The organism is Rhodococcus sp. C3V (genome assembly GCF_029269915.1).
Taxonomy (GTDB): Bacteria; Actinomycetota; Actinomycetes; order Mycobacteriales; family Mycobacteriaceae; genus Rhodococcus_F; species Rhodococcus_F qingshengii.
Window position 1 is genome coordinate 399294 of the sequence record NZ_JARJBE010000002.1, and the last position, 17829, is coordinate 417122.

Consider the following 17829-nt stretch of genomic DNA (forward strand, 5'->3'; position numbering starts at 1 on the left):
CGCAACGCCGCCCGGTACAACTCAATAGGTTTCGAAATGGACAGCGTCGGCCAGTGGCCGGCGCTGTCGCCATCCGAAGCGTTCGAGATCCGGAACCTGTTGAAACTCGGTCACCTTCCCGACGCACAGCCACGCAATGGGGCGAACGGGTGACGGAATGCCCATGAGTTCGGTGAGGTACTTCTCGTCGTAGAACGAAACCCAGCCGATGCCGATCTCCTCGGCTACCGCGGCGAGCCACAAATTCTGAATTGCCAGTACCGCCGAGAACAGCCCGGTGTCGTCGACGGTATGACGGCCGAGGATGTTCGGGCCACCGCGCGACGGGTCGTAAGTGACGACGATGCCGGTACCACTCTCGGCGATTCCCTCGATCTTGATGGGGTCGAACGTCGAGCGGCGATCCTCGGGCAAGGACTGCGCGAATTTCACCCGGGCATCGGCGACGTGTGCCGCGAAGGTGTCGAGCGTCTCCGGATTACGAACGACGACAAAATCCCACGGTTGCGTGTTTCCCACGCTCGGCGCGCGATGGGCGGCGTCGAGAATGCGCATCAGAGTTTCGTCGGGGACGATCTCTCCCGAGAACTCGGCGCGAACGTCTCGCCGTCGCCGAATCGCTTCGTACACGGATACAGCTGATTCACTCACGCCCCGACGGTATAGCGGTGCAATCCCAGCATGGCGTCGGGGTGCGGTTCGACCGTTTCTTCGCGCACGCAGGCGCGGAGCGCGCTGCCGACCGCCCCCGAATCCATCCCGGTACCGATCACGACCAGTTGCGTGGTTCGAGGTTCGCCCGACTTCCATCGCAGCGGCGTGATCCGGACATGATCACCCACCGATTGGATCTCGAATTTTCCTGTGTAGCCCGGAATCTCGAAGTTCACGAAGCCCTTGATGCGGTAAACACCCGACGGCTGATTCTCGAGAAAGTGCGTCAGAGCCCTGGCATCGAGAGGCGTCTCCGATGCGAAATCAACCGATTCGTAGCGGTGGTGCAGGTGATCGTGGTGACACGAGCCGTCCTCGTGATCGTCGTCGTGCCCGTCGCGCAGGAGTTCGTCGAGGCTCAGTTGATCGCCCGGAGCCGGAGGGGTCACCTCGCCGGTATCGAACAACAGAGCGGGGTCTATCCGCGAGTGCGAGGTTTCCACCATCGGCGCTCGCGGATTCAACTTACGAATTTCGGCCGTGAATCGCTCGCGTTCGGCGACCGGAACGCTGTCGATCTTGTTGACTACCACCAGGTCTGCCAGGCGGACATGTTGATCGAGCTCGGGATGTTCGCGGCGAACGGCGGAGAAATTGGCTCCGTCGACCAGGACCACCAGGCCGCCGTAGACGACAGACGGGTTCTCACTTCCGAGGACGAGTCGAATCATGTTCCGCGGCTCGGCAAGCCCGCTGGCCTCGATGACGATCACGTCGATCCCGGACTGCCGGTGCGCCAACTTGTTCAGCATCTCGTCCATGTCCGAGACGTCGACAGCGCAGCACAAACAGCCGTTGCTGAGGGAGACCATCGAATCGACCTGACCGGCGACCATCATCGAGTCGATGTTGACGGAGCCGAAGTCGTTGACGATCACGCCGATGCGTACACCGTCGTTGTTACGCAGAAGATGGTTGAGCAGCGTCGTCTTGCCCGAACCGAGAAAGCCTGCGACGACTATTACGGGAATCTGCTTCTTCGCCACCACACAACCTTCCGAAACCACACGTACCGATCAGTGATCGTAGTGGAGTGTGGCTCCGGAAGGTTCACGCTGACAGCAGACTCACACCGTGCAGAGCGGACGGATGTCCGACGTGCCCTCGGTGGTCGGTGACGTCAGGATCGTGCATGCGTTGTATCCACGGGATTCGGCGACCCGGCGGATCTCACTCCAGCCTGCCGCGTCGACGACCGCCGACCGTGAGAGCACGAACCCGGAAAGCCTGAGCGGATCGCCCACCAGTGCCCACGAATAGTCGTCGGCAATGTAGGTGACGATGTAGTTGGGTGGGCCGTCCAAGCTTTCCTGTGAGGGCACCCCGGGGAAGCTCACGTGCAACTGGGCACCCGTTGCTGGATCGGTAACTCGGGCATTCCCGACGATCTCGTTGGCTTGACCGGTCCACGTCGTACACGTGTTCTTCACGCTCACGTTCGACGAATCGACGATCCCGTAACTCGCCCGGGTGTCCTTCGCGCACGCGAGGCTGAAGGGCTGAGGAATCGCCGCCACCTGGTTCCATTCCCCTACGTAGCGCGCGACGTCCAGGTTCGCCACCGGCTGCAAGGGTTCCCAGAGTGGGCTCGCCTGCGCGGTTCCCGAAAACATCGTCGCTGCGGCGCACACTCCCGCAATCGCAATCGCACTTCGCCCCGACCACTTCATGTCACTGCTCCTCGTCTGTACAACGCTCGATCGGCATTGGTTCCTCAAGGCATTCGGAGCTGACTGACTGGAGGATGGGGCGGTATGTAAAACTACTTTTGGTTTGTTATGGACCTACTTCACAAACCTTATGTAGTCTTTGCTAAAAGATAGCTGAAAGTCGGACGGAGCTACTGTGATGAAGGTTGTCGACTTAGGTCTAGAACGCACTCGCTATGCAGTCATCGACGAGACGATCGAGTCGAGGTGGCGCCGAGTCACCTCTATGCAGCACGACGCCGTTGCCGTCGTGACTCCGCGCGACCGGATCACTTTCGCCGAACTCGAACTCCGGACCGACGCATTGGTCCGCGAACTTCGCCTACGTGGGTCACACGGGGCACGCCCGGTTGCGGTCGATCTCGAACCAACGGCCGAGTCGGTGCCCGCCATCCTCGCCACTCTGATTTCCGGTCGGCCCTTGGTCATGATCGACCCACAACTCCCCGAGGCCCGCCGAGCGCACATCATGAGCACCTCGGGTGCAGTCCCGCTGCAGTCGATACTCGACGAGTCTGCTGCGACGGGCTTCAGATTCGACAGCGCGTTGGAACCATCGAGTTCCGACCCTGCAATGATCGCGTTCACGTCAGGCACCAGCGGGGCACCCAAGGGAGTCGTGTTGAGCCACTCCATGTGCCTGAACAAGGCCGACGAACTCGCCGCAGCAATCGACCTGCGACCCGACGATCACATCGGGAACCTGTTGCCCGTCAGTTTCGGAGCCGGAATCACGGCCCTGATCATGGGGCTTATGAACGGAGTCACGGTCTACTGCTGGGATCCACGTATCGACGGCGTCTCGGGAATCGACGACTGGCTGATCGAGAATTCGATCACGACCACGCACTGTGCGCCGTCTTTTCTGCGGGCGTGGTCAGATCTCGATTGCGGTGCAGCAAATGATGATTCGATCGGTTCCCTACGCGTCGTCGTAACGTACGGGGAAGCAGTTCACGGCGAGGACTACGCGCGCCATCGCAGTCACGGCTTCGCTCGCGTCACGTACGTCAACTGGCTGGCCACCACCGAGACCGGTGTCGTCGCGTACAACGTGTTCCCACCACATTCCGAACTACCCGTCGGAGTGGTACCGGCCGGACGTGCTCGCGACGGCAAGGACGTACAGATCGTCGATGTGAACGGCGTGCCTCTCCCCGACGGAGAGATCGGAGAGATTCAGGTTGTCTCCAGTGATCTTGCCGACGGATACCACGGCGACCCGGATCGAACTGCAACACGATTCACGCGCCTGGGCGACGGAGTGAGCATCTACCGGACCGGTGACCGGGGCCGCATCGACGAACGCGGAGAACTGCAACTGCGGGGACGCGTCGACGACGCCGTCAAGATTCGGGGCTATCTGGTGGAACCGATGGAAGTCGAGGCGCATATTCGTCGAATTCCCGGCGTCGCCGATGTTTTCGTGGCCGTCGTCCTCGAGAACGATCGACCGGAGATCGTCGCCTACGTGGTCCTGACCAAAGCCGTGATGGCACGGTCGGGCGCCGAGATGCGGCGCGAATTGGCGACATATCTGCCGGCCTGGATGCTCCCCCGACATTTTGTTCTGATGCCGGCGTTGCCCCGCAACGAAAGAGGAAAGGTCGATCGAACAGCGCTGCCCTCCGTCGAGGTGCGGTCCACTCCACCGACTCTCGCCGGGCCCGCCGAATTGTGGTTGTCCTCGATCTGGGAGTCGATTCTCGGTATCGACTCCATCGACCGTGAGGACGACTTCTTCGAACTCGGCGGCGATTCGCTTGCTTCAACCGAAGTGGTGGCAAAGATTCACGACATGTTCCGGATCCGGATCACGGCGGCGGAGTTCGCGGCCGCCAGTACCGTCAAAGACCTTGCAGCGCTGGTGGATCGGCGCAGAATCGATCCCGATGATCGCGTCTGTCACAACACGATGGTGCCACTGAAGCTCGAAGGCTCCGGGCGACCGCTGTTCATCATGAACGGAGCGGGGTGCCCATCGACGACGCTGTCCACCTTGTCGAAAGCGCTGCACACCGATCGGCCGGTTTACGCACTTCAGCCACACGGCTTCGAATCTCGCGGACTACCCGACCGGTCGGTGAAAGCAAGCGCCCGCCGTTTCATTTTCGAAATCAAGAAGATTCAGCCCACCGGGCCATACCTCCTCGCCGGATACTCGTACGGCGGCTACGTGGCGCTGGAAATGGCGGCACAGCTGTCCGAGTCAGGTGACACTGTCGAACACGTCACCGTTCTCGACACCAGAATCTCCACCGAGGCTGCCGCACGACTGGCTGGTCGAGCGGGCATCACTTTGGATCCGTCGATCGTCGACCTTGCACCACAACCATCCACCAATGCCCGCTGGAAGCCGACCAGACGCACCGTCGCGGCCATGTGGATCCGCACGCTGTTCGCCGGCATTCTGCAGTACCCGCCGGCCACCCAGTGGACCGTGTTCCTCTACATCGGAGGCCAGGCGCTCCGGAAGCATCGAATACGAGCATGCGCCGCGCCCGTCACCGTGATCCGTGGGGTCACCAACAACCGTGGACGCGAGATCTGGTCACTCATTGCCACGGGCTCACTGGATTTCGAGGACGTCGACGCGTGCCACGAAGACGTCGTCCGCCAACCGTACGTCCGCAAGACTGCGGCGATCATCGATCGAGTCTGTGATCGAGCGTGACCAGCGCTCCTCATGTCCAGCTGTAGAAGAAAGAGCGGCGCGGAGTGAGGGCCCAGTCGGTCGTCGACGAACACACTCGTTCCTTGACGAACGCACCCGCCCTGCCTGCGACGAACATGCCCGTTGCGTCGTCGACACGAGTGGTCCGCTGGAACACACCTCGCCGCCTCCCGAGACTGATGCACCGGCCTGCGAACTTCGGAGCCACCGGGCGCGGCGCGGAACCTTCGAGTCGATGCAGGATCGTCTCGGCCGCATGGACTCCCAAGGGAATCGCGGCCTGACAACTCATCCTCAGTAAAAGATCACCGACTGCGACCGCATCACCCGCACCGACGATGTTGGGGTGGGACGAGCATTCGAGTCGGTCGTCGACCTTCAGACGACCGAGACCGTCGACGGGAAGGCCACTTCGGCGCGCCAGCTCGGGGACCCCGAATTCTGTCGCGAGAATCGTGCAATCTGCCTCCACCCGTGCGCCTCCCGCAAGCTCGCAGGACGAACCGTCAATCCGTGTAACCCGGGATTCGGTGACGATGTCGACCCCAAGATCGGTCAATGTTCTGAGAATTGCAGATCGCGCACGCTCTGACAGATCCGGGGCCACGATTCCTCCGGTCACCAAAGTGATTCGGCTGCTTCGCTGCTCAGACAATTCTGCGGCAGTCTCGATTCCGGTGAGACCGCCGCCGACAACGCAGACCGTAGCCTTCCCGTCGAGTGTCGCCATTCTGGATTCGAGGCGAACCGCGTCCTCGAATTCGGAGACGCTGAACCCGTGCTCCGCCGCCCCGCCGATAGTGCTGGGTAACTGCCCACTCCCGACTGCGTAGACCAGATAGTCGTAGTCGAGCACACTGCCGTCGTCGAGGGTAAGCCTGCCGAGCGCCGCCTCGATCGTCGTCACCTCTCCGAAGACTCGGTGTGCCGCACGCGGTAGCGCCCTGTCGAACGAGACCGTCGCGTCGTAGCCAGCCGCAATCATCTGATGGAGCCTGATTCTTTGCACGAAGTGTGGGCGCGGATTCACGACGGTCACCGTGATGTCCGACCGAGTTCTCAGCAGTCGCTTCGCTGCCATGACGCCCGCATATCCTGCCCCGATTATCACCACGTGTGCACTCATGGTTCTCCGTTCCGCCAACGGTCCCCATGCTGAGAATGCACGGGATGATCAGGCCTCATCGCGGACGTTATTGAACATTGACGCCCTGGCGTTATGGCGGTCGACACATCTAGGCAGAACTGTGCTGCATGCAATAGAGACTCGAAAAACACAGGGTCGACAACACAACACTGGCTCGAATACAACAAATGCTCTGCACCGATTGGTGCAGAGCATTTGTTCGGGTGGAGCTAAGGGGACTCGAACCCCTGACCCCCACACTGCCAGTGTGGTGCGCTACCAGCTGCGCCATAGCCCCGTATTCAGTTCACTCTAACAGTCGAACTCGCAGCGCCTGTTCTGCTTTCCGCTTGCTGGAAGAAAGTTACACCACTTGACTCGTGGGCAACAAATCGCCTGGTCAGAGCGAAGCGGCCGCTCCTCGTCGGAGCGGCCGCTTCAGCTCAGGAGGAGAGCTTGGAAACCCAGTCGCTGCTGCCCGTGTCAACGATCTTGCCGTTCGCCACTACCGTGGGCGTCCCGTTCGACCCGACATCCTTGAGCGCCTGGCTGGCGGCTGCGGCATTGGCCGCGGCGGCTTCGACGTTGGTACCGGAAGAGATGCAGGTTGCCACGTCCTCGGATGCGCCCGCATCACGAGCGATCTGGGCGAGGTCGTCGTTGGTGTGGTCGCTGCTGCCGCCCTCGGCCGGCTGCGTGTCGGTCGCGAAAAGCTTGTTGTGGAATGCGGAGTACGCAATCGCGTCACCACCCTGAGCGACGCAGAGCAGAGCGGCGCCGGCCCGTGTGGAGTAGTCACCGCTGCCCGAGGCCCGGTTGAGGAAGTTCAGCATGTGGTATCGCACGGCGACGTCACCGTTGTCGACGGCGGCCGCGAGAGCCTGGCCACTGAGGTGTTCGAGAGCAGCACAGGCCGGGCACAGCGGATCCTCGAAGAGATCAATGGTTGTCGCGGCGGAGGGCTTGCCGAGCAGCACCACTCCGTTGTCCTGCACCGTGACGGCAACTTCGGAACTCTGCACGGAGCCGTAGCCGTCGTTCTGGGGCTTGTTCTTGCTGTTCGTCCACAAGACACCGCCGATGACGAGGGCCGCGATCACGAGCACCGCGAGGCCACCGATGATGTAGGTGGAGCGGCTCGAGACCGGTTCCGGCGAGTATTTGTTCTTGCTGCTCTTGGTGCTCACGCTGATGCAGTCCTTCGTGCGTCGAAACGATTTACCGATTGCTTACCTTGCCACTGAAGACTGAGTATCCACTGAGAACGCCGCGCGTGATCCGGGCCCCAATGCGAGTGGCGAACGCGGGAACACGAGCAGCCAGACGGCAAGTGCCAAGAAGCCCAGGTCGCGGAGAATCTCCTTCGAATAGTCCCAAGCGCCGACGTCGGCTGCACCTCCGCCGCCGAAACATCCGCAGTCGATGGACAATCCCCTGGCCCACACCGAAATGATCACCGCAATGAGAACCGTGAGGATGACCACCGAGACTGCAGCGGATGCTCGCACCGCCAACCCGACGAGGATCAGCAGGCCCAGGACTATTTCGACCAGGGGAAGAGCCGTCGCCACCGGACCCACCAGTGACTCGGGCAATAGTTGATAGGCGCGCACCGCGATCTTCGTCTGAACGGGATCAAAGAACTTGAGTCCCCCGGAAATCAGCCAGACGGCCGCCAAACCCAATCGGGCCACAAGGCTCACGATGCGAATTGCCACCCGATCGAGAGTACAGAATGCCCGGTCAGTCCAGGTTTGTCCGCGCAGGAGTATCCGTTAGCACCGTCACATCAGTCAGATCTTCTACAACGGATTCGACAGGCTTCGTTCGCGACGGGACGAACAGCCACCCCGTCGCCGACACGACAACGACGGCTCCCATCACTGCGAAGGCCGCCGAGTACGACACATACTCGGCGATCAGCCCGGCACAAATCGGCGCCACTACCCCACCGATGTCGGACATCATCTGGAATACCGCCAGGACGGGTCCGCCGCGAGCCGTCGACCCGACCACATCGGCAACCGCTGCTTGCTGAGCCGGGCTCATGAGCCCTGAACCGACGCCCGTCACTGCAGCAATGACAAAGAACACCACGAGGTTGTCCGTGAATCCCATCGCGATGGTGCCCACACCACAGATGAGCAGGCCGCTCACGACAAAGGGCTTGCGGCCGAAGCGGTCCGAGAGTCGTCCGGAAACGATCAACACCAACGCATTGCCGACGGCGAAGATCGTCAGGGCGTAGGCCGCAATCGACGGATCCCGATCGAGGAACTCCACGACGAACAGGGGGACCATGGCAACGCGAACTCCGAAAATAACCCCGCCGAAGGCGAGGTTCGATCCGAGCGCTGCCCGGTACACCGGAGACTGGAGGCCTTCTGTGAGAGTCATCGACTTCACATCGACAGCCTTGTCCGGTGACGCCAAATGAGATCCACGCAGGCTCACGAAGACAACGAGCGCGGCGATCACCAACGCAATTGCGTAGATGATGAACGGCATCCGCAGACCGAACTGCAACAGCGCACCGCCGACCAGCGGGCCTCCGATCGATCCCATGAGAAAGCTTGTCGCGTACAGACCCGACACGCGGCCGCGACTGTCCGACGGTGACATGCGAATGATCAGCCCGAGGGCCGACACCGTGAACATGGTCGACCCGATGCCGCCCAACGACCGGAACAGCAGAAGTTGCCAGTACTCCCCCGCGAAAGCGCACGCACCGGTCGAGACCGCGACGATGAGAAGGCCGACGATGTAGACCGGCCGCTCACCGAGTTTCTGTACCAAAGTGCCGCTCATCGGCGCGAACACCAACCGCATGAAAGCGAAAGACGAGATCACGATCGTGGCGGCGGTGACCGATACGTCGAAGCTGCGTGCGAACTGAGGTAGTGCCGGGGCGACCAACCCGAATCCGAGGGCGATGACGAAGCTGGCGGCGACCAGTACCCAAATTTCCTGTGGCAGCTTGGCTGCACGAGTTTTCATGTCGCCCGGAATTCTAGCCGGGCGACATGAGCGGTCCGCGGGCTAGTTCGCCTTCAAGACGCCGGACACCAAGTCCTTGGCCGCTGCCTGAACCTGAGCCAGATGATCGGCGCCCTTCATCGACTCGGCATAGATCTTGTACACGTCCTCCGTGCCGGACGGCCTCGCTGCAAACCACGCGTTCTCCGTCGTCACCTTGAGACCACCGATCGCCGCGCCGTTTCCGGGCGCGGCAGTCAGTGTCGCGGTGATCGGTTCACCCGCCAGCTCGGTTGCACTCACCTGGTCGGGAGACAGTTTTGCCAAGACTGCCTTCTGTGCGCGTGTCGCGGGCGCATCGATACGTGCGTACGCCGGGCTCCCGAACTTCTCGGCCAACGCGGCGTAGTGCGCTGACGGAGACTTTCCCGTCACCGCGGTGATTTCCGACGCGAGCAACGCAAGGATGATGCCGTCCTTGTCCGTCGTCCAGACGGAACCGTCGTGTCGGAGGAAGGACGCGCCGGCGCTTTCCTCGCCGCCGAATCCCACAGACCCGTCGAGCAATCCGGGAACGAACCACTTGAACCCGACCGGAACCTCGAGCAAATCGCGGCCCAGGCTGCTCACGACACGGTCGATCATCGAGGAACTCACGAGGGTCTTGCCGACCTTGGTATCTGCGCCCCAACCTGGCCGGTTCGCGAACAGGTACTCGATGGCAACGGCCAGATAGTGATTCGGGTTCATCAAACCGCCGTCGGGAGTGACGATGCCGTGGCGGTCGGAGTCCGCATCGTTTCCGGTCGCGATGTCGTAGCGATCCCGAATCCCGATCAGCGACTCCATCGCGTCGGGCGACGAGCAGTCCATGCGGATCTTGCCGTCCGTATCGAGCGTCATGAACCGCCAGGTCGGATCGACGAGAGGATTCACCACTTCGAGGTCGAGTCGGTGAGTTTCGGCAATCGCGCCCCAGTAGTCGACGCTTGCCCCGCCGAGGGGGTCTGCACCGATCGTGATTCCGGCATCGCGGATCGCGTCGAGGTTGAGGACACTGGGGAGGTCTTCGACGTAGTAGCGTAGGAAGTCGTAGCGTTCGACGCGGTCCAGCGCTTGTGCCGCCGTCACACGCCGTACCCCGGAAAGCCCCTTGCGCAGTAGCTCGTTCGCTCGATCGGCGATAACCGACGTCGCATCCGTGTCCGCGGGCCCGCCGTGCGGCGGGTTGTATTTGAAGCCACCGTCACAAGGCGGATTGTGTGACGGTGTCACGACGATGCCGTCGGCTTTGGCCTCCGGACCCGTCGAGTTGTATCGCAAGATCGCGTGACTGACAGCCGGGGTGGGAGTGTAGGCGTCGCGTGAATCGACGAGGACGACGACGTCGTTGGCGACCAGGACCTCCAAGGCCGACAGCCAGGCAGGCTCCGAGAGCGCATGTGTGTCCCGGCCGATGAACAGCGGGCCGTCGATTCCCTGCGAAGCGCGGTACTCGACGATCGCCTGGGTTGTCGCCAGGATGTGAGCTTCGTTGAACGCCGAGTCGAGACTGGAACCGCGATGTCCTGAAGTGCCGAAAAGTACCTGCTGCATCGGGTTCTCGGGATCCGGAGTGCGCGTGTAATACGCGGTGACCAGATGAGGAACATTGATCAGATCCTCTGGCAGAGCCACTTGTCCTGCTCGTTCGTGCGCCACGAATCCCCCTCGGCCCGGTGGTCGACCACTGTGTCGACGCGACTGTGGACAATTGTCTACCCTGGCCGCGTGGCGTGCACGCTCGGCGCCGGATCCGTCAATCCGTGATCTGGATTCCCAACCACGCAGCGGACAGTCCCACGATCAGACTGAGGACGATGTAGATCAGAGAAAGCGCCGTCTGGCGCCTCTCGATCATCCCGACGTTCTCGGTCGCGAAGGTCGAATAGGTGGACAAGCCGCCGCAGAAGCCGGTCGCCAGAAGTGCGGCCATCTCGGTGGAAAGAGCTGCCCCGGTGAACAATCCAAGGAGGAAGCAGCCGATCACGTTCGCGGCGAACGTCGCAGCCGGAAATCCCTTGTACGCGGGCACATACCGCGCCAACAGGTACCGGCCACTCGCACCAGCGCCGCCGCCGAGCGCCACCAGGAGAACTGTCATGCCGACGCTCCGTCCCGCGCGCGGATCCAGCGTTCACCGAGCCCTTTGCCCAGTGCTGCAGCGAGGATCGCGGGAATCAGCGTCCCGAGAACATAGAGAATCGATCGCCACGGACTCTCCGTCACGGCGTGAACCGCGAAGGACGAGAAGGTGGTGAAGCCGCCGCAGAAGCCCGTGCCGAGAAAGAGGTACCCAACCTTGTTGTGCACGAGCAGGGCCGCGAGAACACCGAGAACGAACGAGCCGACGACGTTGATGACCAGAGTCGTCCAGATGTGGGGAAAGAGCTCCCCCAGACCGTAGCGGCTGAGCGCGCCCAACCCTCCGCCGACGGCAACCGCGCATACCGCAGCCGGCAGTTTCAGATCACCCATGCTCTGGCCTCACCCGAAAGAGCCTACGTCCCGGAGCGGGCTTTCGGCGGGCGAGGAATGAAGTAACTTGTCCGCTGCTGATACTCGCGATAGCCCGGACGCTGTTCCATGTGTCGCTCGAGCAACCGCGCTCCGGTGGCGAAGACCAGGAAGTACGTCATGGCGATCGGTGAGAGGACGGTCAACACCCCCGGCCACACGGACGCCGAGACGAGGAAGATCCCCCACCAGACACACGCGTCGCCGAAATAGTTGGGATGCCGCGTCCATGCCCACAAACCTTGATCCATGATGTGGCCACGGCTGCCCGGATCGGATTTGAACTCCTCCATCTGTCGGTCGCCGACCGTCTCGAACGTGACGCCGACAATCCACAGCGCGATTCCGAGTACGACAAGAAGTCCGAAGCTGCCGTTCGACACTGCTGCGACCTGGATCGGCAGGGAGACGAACCACAACGAAATCCCCTGCGTGAGATAGATCTTGCGGATCGCATACAGCGTTCGATTACCCGTCGCTCGTCCGAGCATTTCTTCGTACCGCGGGTCTTCACCTTTGCCACGCGATCGAATCGCCATGTGCGTCGCCAACCGCAGACCCCAGATCGCCACGAGCGCAAGCATCAGCAACCGGCGCCAGAGGTCGCCGGTTCCCACTATCGCGGACACGAGCGCGATCAGAACGAAGCCGGCGCCCCACGACACGTCGACAACGTTGTGGCGCCCGATCCGTACACCGATCGTGGCTGTCACCGCCATTCCGACGACGATCGCCAGCAGACTCGTGAGTGTGACCACTCCGAACGCGCCCCAGTCGAATCCGTTCATCGCCGCGACACCCACTGCGGCCGTACCGGTTCCATACCCGATCGACCATCACCGTGCGGCCGGACCGACAGAATCTGATCGACGCCCATCCTACCGTCCCGAAATGCCATTCCTCCGCCGACGAGGTAGAGACGCCACACCCGAGCGACTTCGACACCTACGAGTTCCACGACGCGATCCCAGTTCGATTCGAAGGTCTCGATCCACGCGTCGACGGTCCGCACGTAGTGCTCACGCAGGGCGTGGACGTCCCGCACTTCGAGTCCACCTTCCTCGATCATCGCAACAGTGCGACCGACGGGCCGCATGTACATGTCCGGCGCGATGAACGACTCGATGAACGGACCTCCCCCGGGGTGCGGGCCAGTGCGGGACATCTGCTGAATCAGCACACGGCCACCGGCAATAACATTGTCGTGGAGCGCTTTCACGTAGGTCGGATAGTTGTCCTCACCGACATGCTCACCCATCTCGATGGAAGCGACCGCATCGAAGGGACCGTCTGGAATCTCTCGATAATCTTGGAGGCGAATCTCGACCCAGTCTTCCAAACCGAGCGCGCGGACCTTCGCGTCGACAAAAGCCTTCTGCTCCGCCGAGATCGTGATTCCGACAACCCTAGCGCCGTACTCCCGCGCTGCATGCAGGCTGAGCGAGCCCCAACCACAGCCGACATCGAGAAACCGCAAGCCTCGCGCTCGATCGAGACCGACCTTGCGGCACACCAGGTCCAGCTTGTCTGTCTGTGAGTCTTCGAGCGTGTAGTCCGGTGCATCGGAAGTCCAATAGCCCGAGGAGTACGCCATGTTCTCATCGAGGATCAATTGGTAGAAATCGTTCGACAAATCGTAGTGGTGCCCGATCGCCTCGCGGTCGCGGGCGAGGCTGTGCAGGCGCCCCTTCACCTGAGCCTGCGACGCCGGCGGAGCCAAAGGTCTCCCGAAAGCACCGAAGGATCGCGCAGCCTTGACCGCGGCCAAGACGAGCGATGGTGTCGGGGTAATCGACCCGAGCCCCCGCTCGGCAGACACCTTCCACACGTGTGTGAGTGCGTCGCCTAGATCGCCCTCGACGTCGAGTTCACCGAGAACATACGCCTGCGCAGCCCCCAACTCGCCGGGATTCCAGAGCAAGCGTCGCAAAACGTTCGGGCTGTAAAGCGTCAGCTTCGGAGCATCTTCCGGACCTGCTGTGCTGCCGTCCCATGCAGTCAACCGCACCGGAAGTTCGCCGCCGACAAGTGGACTGAGGATGTCCGAGAGACGACCCGCAACGCCGGTACCTTGTGTCGTTCGATCCATTGTGGCAGTCATCGCTGGTTCCTCCGATCGAGAACAATTTGCTGGACGTCGAGATACCCCGACCGAAACCCCGCCTCGGAGTAGCAGAGATAGAAATGCCACATGCGCGCGAACACTGCGTCGAACCCGAGCGCGGACGCCTCGTCGGTGCGAGCGCTGAATCGCTCGTCCCACAGTCGCAACGTCTGCGCGTAGTGATCGCCCATCGACATCCGCTCACGCACCCGCAGGGTTGTCATGCGCTCGGTGACGTCCTCGATCGCCCGCACCGACGGGAGAAATCCGCCGGGGAAGATGTACTTGTGCACCCAGGTGTAGGTGTTGCGGGTCGCGAGCATTCGATCGTGCGGCATCGTGATGGCTTGGATCGCTGCGCGCCCACCCGGCGCCAGCAGGGCGTCGATCGTCTGGAAGTAGCTTCCCCAGTACTGGTGGCCGACGGCCTCGATCATCTCGACCGACACAACGGCGTCGTACTCCCCCTGTACCTGCCGATAGTCGAGAAGGTCGACCTGAACGCGATCTGCCAGTCCCGCAGCGCTTATCCGCTTCGCTGCCAATTCCTGCTGTTCGACCGAAAGTGTCACCGAGCGCACCGTCGCTCCCCGTTGGGCAGCTCGGATCGCCAATTCTCCCCAGCCTGTGCCGATTTCGAGCACTCGCGAACCGGGTCCGACACCTGCGCCATCCAGCAGTCGATCGATCTTCCGATGCTGCGCCGCTGCGAACACGTCCCACGACGGGGTCGCTCCTACCGACAGATCCTCGAAGAGGGCACTGGAATACGTCATGGTGTCGTCGAGGAACAGTTCGAACATCTCGTTCGAGAGGTCGTAGTGCCGGGAGATGTTCGAGCGCGTGTTCTGCGTCGAATTCCGTTCACTGCGAGGCTGCTTCGGAATGTAGAGGCCTCGTAGCCGCTGCAGGAAGTCGGGAATGAGCGTCGCCACGCGGGAGGCGAAGACTTCCAGGACCGCAGTGAGGTCGGATGCTTCCCAATCGCCCGCCATGTAAGACTCGCCGAATCCGATCAAACCACTGTCCCCCACACGAGCAGCGAAGTCGTCTGGGCGGTGAATGACCATCAACGGCGAATCGGGGCTACCGCCACCGGAGAACTCACCGTTGGGCATCTGGACACGCAGCGGCAAACGTGCGACCGCCTTGTGGAACAGGGCGCGGGCAACCGGTGATGCAACCCGCACTTTGAGCCCGCTCGGCACGGTGGCGACGCCCGGCCACCGCTCGGTTTCGATCGTGTGAGCGGAAGGTTCGGTGCCGAGAGTGGTTGTGGTCATTGCACTGCCTCCTGCGGGTGATGTTGCGGTCGGGGAACGATGGGTAAGCGCCTGGCCCACAGCCGGATTCCTTGAAATCTGATCTGCGCGGCGACTCGGAGCGGAGCCAGCGGGATGGCGAGCGCACTGCGCACGATCTCGCGCGTCGTCGCCGGCACACAACGACCGGACACCGTGGCCACGAAGGGCGCCTTGCCGTCACGGGCCAGAACTATCGAGAGCGCGAGCGCGGTGTCGGGTAGCGGAAGTCGCATCCGGTACTCGCCGTCCAGATCGTTGAACGGAGATACGTAGAACTCTTTGGACGTGCGAACCGCGCCACGTTCGTCGGTTTCGAGCAGGTAGCAGTGCCGCTCGCCGTAGGTGTTGTGAACCTCGGCAACGACGCACCGCTGACTGCCGTCGTCGTTCAGACACCAGAACACACTCAGCGGGTTGAACACATGGCCGAACACACGCGCGTTCGCAAGCATGAGGATGCGACCGCCGGCGAACTCCAATCCGTTGGTTGCCAGAAAAGTCTCGACGTTGGCACGAATCGATCGAGTGGGGTCGCCGAGGTGATCCCCGGCGTCGAACTTCGCCAAGGGCCGCAAAGCCTTCGGAAGCTCGGGTAAATCGTCGACGTCGACGAGCCAACTGTAGCTTCGGTACTCGAACTCGTTGTGCAACGGCTCCGTTCGAACGTGCCGAATGCTCGTATGAACGATGGACGGCGTGATGGGTGCGGTCACGGCCACCGACCTCCGACGCGTTCGGCGGCGCGCAGGCCAGAGAGTGCACCGTCCTCGTGGAAGCCCCATCCGTGGTAGGCACCGGCAAACGCGAGCACGTCCGAGTCCAACTCGGGAAGCCGCGCTTGAGCGGCGACGGAGGTGGGTGTGTACTGCGGATGCTCGTAGGTCATCTGATCGATCACCGAGTCCGGGGACACCATTTCGCCTCCCCCCAAGGTCACCAGGTAGCGCCGGCCGGTCTCCGGGAGCCGCTGCAACCTCGTCATGTCGTAGCTGACCAGAACGTGATCCGGCTTCGCGTTGCATTCAGGGATGTAGTAGTTCCACGACGCGCGCGCATTGGTGTTGCCGGGCAGCACATTCTCGTCGGTGTGAAGCTGGGTGTGGTTGACGGAGTACGGCATTGCGCCGAGGACCTGGGATTCGACAGGCGTCGGATCCGCCAAAATCTTCAGCGCTTGCTGCGGATGCGTTGCGACCACGGCTGCGTCGAAGGTCTGGATCTGGTCGTCGCCGTCACGAATGTCGACGCGATCATCGAACCGGTGGATTGCGCGCACCGGCGTGTTGAGGCGGATATCCCCGATACTTTTGGCGACGAGACGAACGTATTCGCCCGATCCACCGGTGACTGTTCGCCAGGTCGGCGATCCAGTGACGCTCAGCATTCCGTGGTGATCGAGGAACGAGAACAGGTACCGCGCGGGATATTTCAGCGCCGAGCCGGGATCACACGACCAGACTGCCGACACGAGCGGAGTCATGAAGTGAGCGGTGAAGTAGTCGGAGAACCGGCCGCTGCGCAGAAACACCCCCAGTGTCTGGTCGGGTGCCGACGGATCCGTGTTGTCGAGCAGGGCTCGGGCACGGCGATGGAAGCGCTTGACCTCCATCAACATCGACAGAAAACTGCCGTTCACCAGCAGCCCCGGCGTCGGGAGAACGCCGCGCAACCCTTGGCCTCCCGAGTACTCGAGCCCGCACCCCCCACACCTGACCGACATGCTCATATCGGATTCCTGCGTAGGCACATCTAGTTCTGCGAACAATCGCAACAATGTCGGATAGGTGCGATCGTTGTGGACGATGAACCCCGTGTCGATGGCGAGGCTTCGCCCTTCCGGGTCGGTGACCGAATGGGTGTCCGCGTGCCCGCCGAGCCGTGAATCCGCTTCGTAGAGGGTGACGTCACTGTCCTTACTGAGCACCCACGCCGCTGTCAGACCTGCGACACCACTACCGACGACGGCCACCTTGCGCTTGTCGGAACTCATCGTCGTTCTCCCATCTTTGTTGCGGCTACCCCGCGACTCATTCCTGCGATTGCATCCGCGACGAGGCGATGCCAAGTCGCCGCCCGACGGAGCATGAAGTGGCCTGCGCCGTCGATGCCGATCCATTCAGCGCTCTTACCCGACTTCTGCAGTTCGTCGACCTTCCGGCGAGACGCTGCCGGGTCGGTCCACGAGTCGGCCGTGCCGTGGAGCACAACCAGCGGTGTGTCCGAATGCAGATTCACCGACGTTCCATCGGGCCACCACGGCGCCAGCGCGACCACACCGACCACCGCCGGATCGCCACATAGTTCGGCGGCGACCCGTCCGCCCATCGAGTGCCCCAGCAGGATCACCTGAGCTTGTGAATTACGTTTCGTTATCGCGTCGAGTGCGGCGCGGGCGTCGGCGACCGGACTGCGCTCGGCACCGTTCCAACCTCGAACTCGATAGCGAGCCTGCACCGCCTTGACACCGGAGAGGCGAAGCTGAGCGGTGAACGGGCACATCCGAAGGTTGGACAGATGCCAGGCGCGAGCCGGGCGATGGCTCGATACCTTTCCTCCAGGCAGCACTAGCACCACCAGGTGCTGGTCACCGTCCTGCTGTTGCCGTCGGTTGGGCGTCATACACGGCATTCGGAGCCGAAAACCATTTGGATGGGGTTCGTAGAATT

Annotated in this window: 17 protein-coding genes and 1 tRNA gene; 1 reads left to right on the top strand and 17 read right to left on the bottom strand. The window is 62.2% G+C overall.

The window, feature by feature from the left end; genetic code table 11:
• Positions 1–21: 21 nt before the first annotated feature.
• The 3 genes from bluB to P3G66_RS06880 form a co-directional block, all read right to left on the bottom strand.
• A complete protein-coding gene (bluB, locus tag P3G66_RS06870) occupies positions 22–651 on the bottom strand; it encodes a 5,6-dimethylbenzimidazole synthase (RefSeq protein ID WP_042924489.1) in 630 nt (209 codons plus the stop codon).
• Positions 648–1700: a GTP-binding protein gene (locus tag P3G66_RS06875; RefSeq protein ID WP_276116335.1), complete on the bottom strand. Its 1053-nt coding sequence runs from the start codon at positions 1698–1700 to the stop codon at positions 648–650. Before P3G66_RS06875 ends, bluB begins: the two co-directional genes overlap by 4 nt.
• 81 nt (positions 1701–1781) lie before the next feature.
• A complete protein-coding gene (locus tag P3G66_RS06880; protein ID WP_162114282.1) occupies positions 1782–2384 on the bottom strand; it encodes a lipocalin family protein in 603 nt (200 codons plus the stop codon).
• A 178-nt stretch (positions 2385–2562) separates the two neighbouring features.
• Here P3G66_RS06880 and P3G66_RS06885 point away from each other — a divergent pair, with 178 nt between their 5' ends.
• Entirely contained in the window at positions 2563–5097 is a 2535-nt protein-coding gene (locus tag P3G66_RS06885; protein WP_276116336.1) for an alpha/beta fold hydrolase, read from the top strand.
• 10 nt (positions 5098–5107) lie between these two features.
• Here the strand turns inward: P3G66_RS06885 and P3G66_RS06890 are convergent, their stop codons facing one another.
• The 14 genes from P3G66_RS06890 to P3G66_RS06955 form a co-directional block, all read right to left on the bottom strand.
• Positions 5108–6223, bottom strand: a complete 1116-nt coding sequence (locus P3G66_RS06890) for an FAD-dependent oxidoreductase (RefSeq protein WP_276116337.1) — start codon at positions 6221–6223, stop codon at positions 5108–5110.
• A 225-nt stretch (positions 6224–6448) separates the two neighbouring features.
• A tRNA-Ala gene (locus P3G66_RS06895) sits at positions 6449–6521 on the bottom strand.
• 145 nt (positions 6522–6666) lie between these two features.
• Complete coding sequence (locus P3G66_RS06900) at positions 6667–7410, bottom strand: DsbA family protein (protein ID WP_007731305.1); 744 nt, start codon at positions 7408–7410, stop codon at positions 6667–6669.
• A 42-nt stretch (positions 7411–7452) separates the two neighbouring features.
• Entirely contained in the window at positions 7453–7941 is a 489-nt protein-coding gene (locus P3G66_RS06905) for a MauE/DoxX family redox-associated membrane protein (protein WP_003942318.1), read from the bottom strand.
• A 25-nt stretch (positions 7942–7966) separates the two neighbouring features.
• Positions 7967–9220, bottom strand: a complete 1254-nt coding sequence (locus P3G66_RS06910; protein WP_070162196.1) for an MFS transporter — start codon at positions 9218–9220, stop codon at positions 7967–7969.
• A 42-nt stretch (positions 9221–9262) separates the two neighbouring features.
• Positions 9263–10900, bottom strand: coding sequence for a phosphoglucomutase (alpha-D-glucose-1,6-bisphosphate-dependent) (pgm, locus tag P3G66_RS06915; RefSeq protein ID WP_276116338.1), 1638 nt, complete (start codon positions 10898–10900; stop codon positions 9263–9265).
• 97 nt (positions 10901–10997) lie between these two features.
• Positions 10998–11342, bottom strand: a complete 345-nt coding sequence (crcB, locus tag P3G66_RS06920) for a fluoride efflux transporter CrcB (RefSeq protein WP_003942344.1) — start codon at positions 11340–11342, stop codon at positions 10998–11000.
• Positions 11339–11716 carry a CrcB family protein gene (locus tag P3G66_RS06925; RefSeq protein WP_007731302.1) on the bottom strand — a complete coding sequence of 126 codons (378 nt, stop codon included), beginning with the start codon at positions 11714–11716 and terminating at the stop codon, positions 11339–11341. Before P3G66_RS06925 ends, crcB begins: the two co-directional genes overlap by 4 nt.
• A gap of 23 nt (positions 11717–11739) precedes the next feature.
• Positions 11740–12543 (bottom strand): DUF1295 domain-containing protein, encoded by an 804-nt coding sequence (locus tag P3G66_RS06930; protein ID WP_276116339.1) that lies wholly within the window; start codon positions 12541–12543, stop codon positions 11740–11742.
• On the bottom strand, positions 12540–13856 hold the full coding sequence (locus P3G66_RS06935; RefSeq protein ID WP_116056887.1) for a cyclopropane-fatty-acyl-phospholipid synthase family protein: 1317 nt from the start codon (positions 13854–13856) through the stop codon (positions 12540–12542). Before P3G66_RS06935 ends, P3G66_RS06930 begins: the two co-directional genes overlap by 4 nt.
• The gene (locus tag P3G66_RS06940) at positions 13853–15142 is read right to left on the bottom strand and encodes a cyclopropane-fatty-acyl-phospholipid synthase family protein (RefSeq protein ID WP_007731299.1); all 1290 of its coding nucleotides are present in this window, start codon (positions 15140–15142) and stop codon (positions 13853–13855) included. Before P3G66_RS06940 ends, P3G66_RS06935 begins: the two co-directional genes overlap by 4 nt.
• Complete coding sequence (locus P3G66_RS06945) at positions 15139–15882, bottom strand: DUF1365 domain-containing protein (RefSeq protein ID WP_042450068.1); 744 nt, start codon at positions 15880–15882, stop codon at positions 15139–15141. Before P3G66_RS06945 ends, P3G66_RS06940 begins: the two co-directional genes overlap by 4 nt.
• Positions 15873–17153, bottom strand: coding sequence for an FAD-dependent oxidoreductase (locus P3G66_RS06950; RefSeq protein WP_042924499.1), 1281 nt, complete (start codon positions 17151–17153; stop codon positions 15873–15875). The genes P3G66_RS06945 and P3G66_RS06950 overlap by 10 nt, the downstream gene beginning before the upstream one ends.
• Complete coding sequence (locus P3G66_RS06955) at positions 17150–17782, bottom strand: alpha/beta fold hydrolase (protein ID WP_007731295.1); 633 nt, start codon at positions 17780–17782, stop codon at positions 17150–17152. The genes P3G66_RS06950 and P3G66_RS06955 overlap by 4 nt, the downstream gene beginning before the upstream one ends.
• Positions 17783–17829: the final 47 nt, after the last annotated feature.

Coding starts and splice junctions, on each gene's coding strand:
- crcB (WP_003942344.1), bottom strand. CDS start 11,342: ATGACAGTTCTCCTGGTGGCGCTCGGCGGCGGCGCTGGTGCGAGTGGC.
- P3G66_RS06940 (WP_007731299.1), bottom strand. CDS start 15,142: ATGACCACAACCACTCTCGGCACCGAACCTTCCGCTCACACGATCGAA.
- P3G66_RS06910 (WP_070162196.1), bottom strand. CDS start 9,220: ATGAAAACTCGTGCAGCCAAGCTGCCACAGGAAATTTGGGTACTGGTC.
- P3G66_RS06950 (WP_042924499.1), bottom strand. CDS start 17,153: ATGAGTTCCGACAAGCGCAAGGTGGCCGTCGTCGGTAGTGGTGTCGCA.
- P3G66_RS06935 (WP_116056887.1), bottom strand. CDS start 13,856: ATGACTGCCACAATGGATCGAACGACACAAGGTACCGGCGTTGCGGGT.
- P3G66_RS06930 (WP_276116339.1), bottom strand. CDS start 12,543: ATGAACGGATTCGACTGGGGCGCGTTCGGAGTGGTCACACTCACGAGT.
- P3G66_RS06880 (WP_162114282.1), bottom strand. CDS start 2,384: ATGAAGTGGTCGGGGCGAAGTGCGATTGCGATTGCGGGAGTGTGCGCC.
- P3G66_RS06890 (WP_276116337.1), bottom strand. CDS start 6,223: ATGAGTGCACACGTGGTGATAATCGGGGCAGGATATGCGGGCGTCATG.
- P3G66_RS06955 (WP_007731295.1), bottom strand. CDS start 17,782: ATGACGCCCAACCGACGGCAACAGCAGGACGGTGACCAGCACCTGGTG.
- P3G66_RS06925 (WP_007731302.1), bottom strand. CDS start 11,716: ATGGGTGATCTGAAACTGCCGGCTGCGGTATGCGCGGTTGCCGTCGGC.
- P3G66_RS06885 (WP_276116336.1), top strand. CDS start 2,563: ATGAAGGTTGTCGACTTAGGTCTAGAACGCACTCGCTATGCAGTCATC.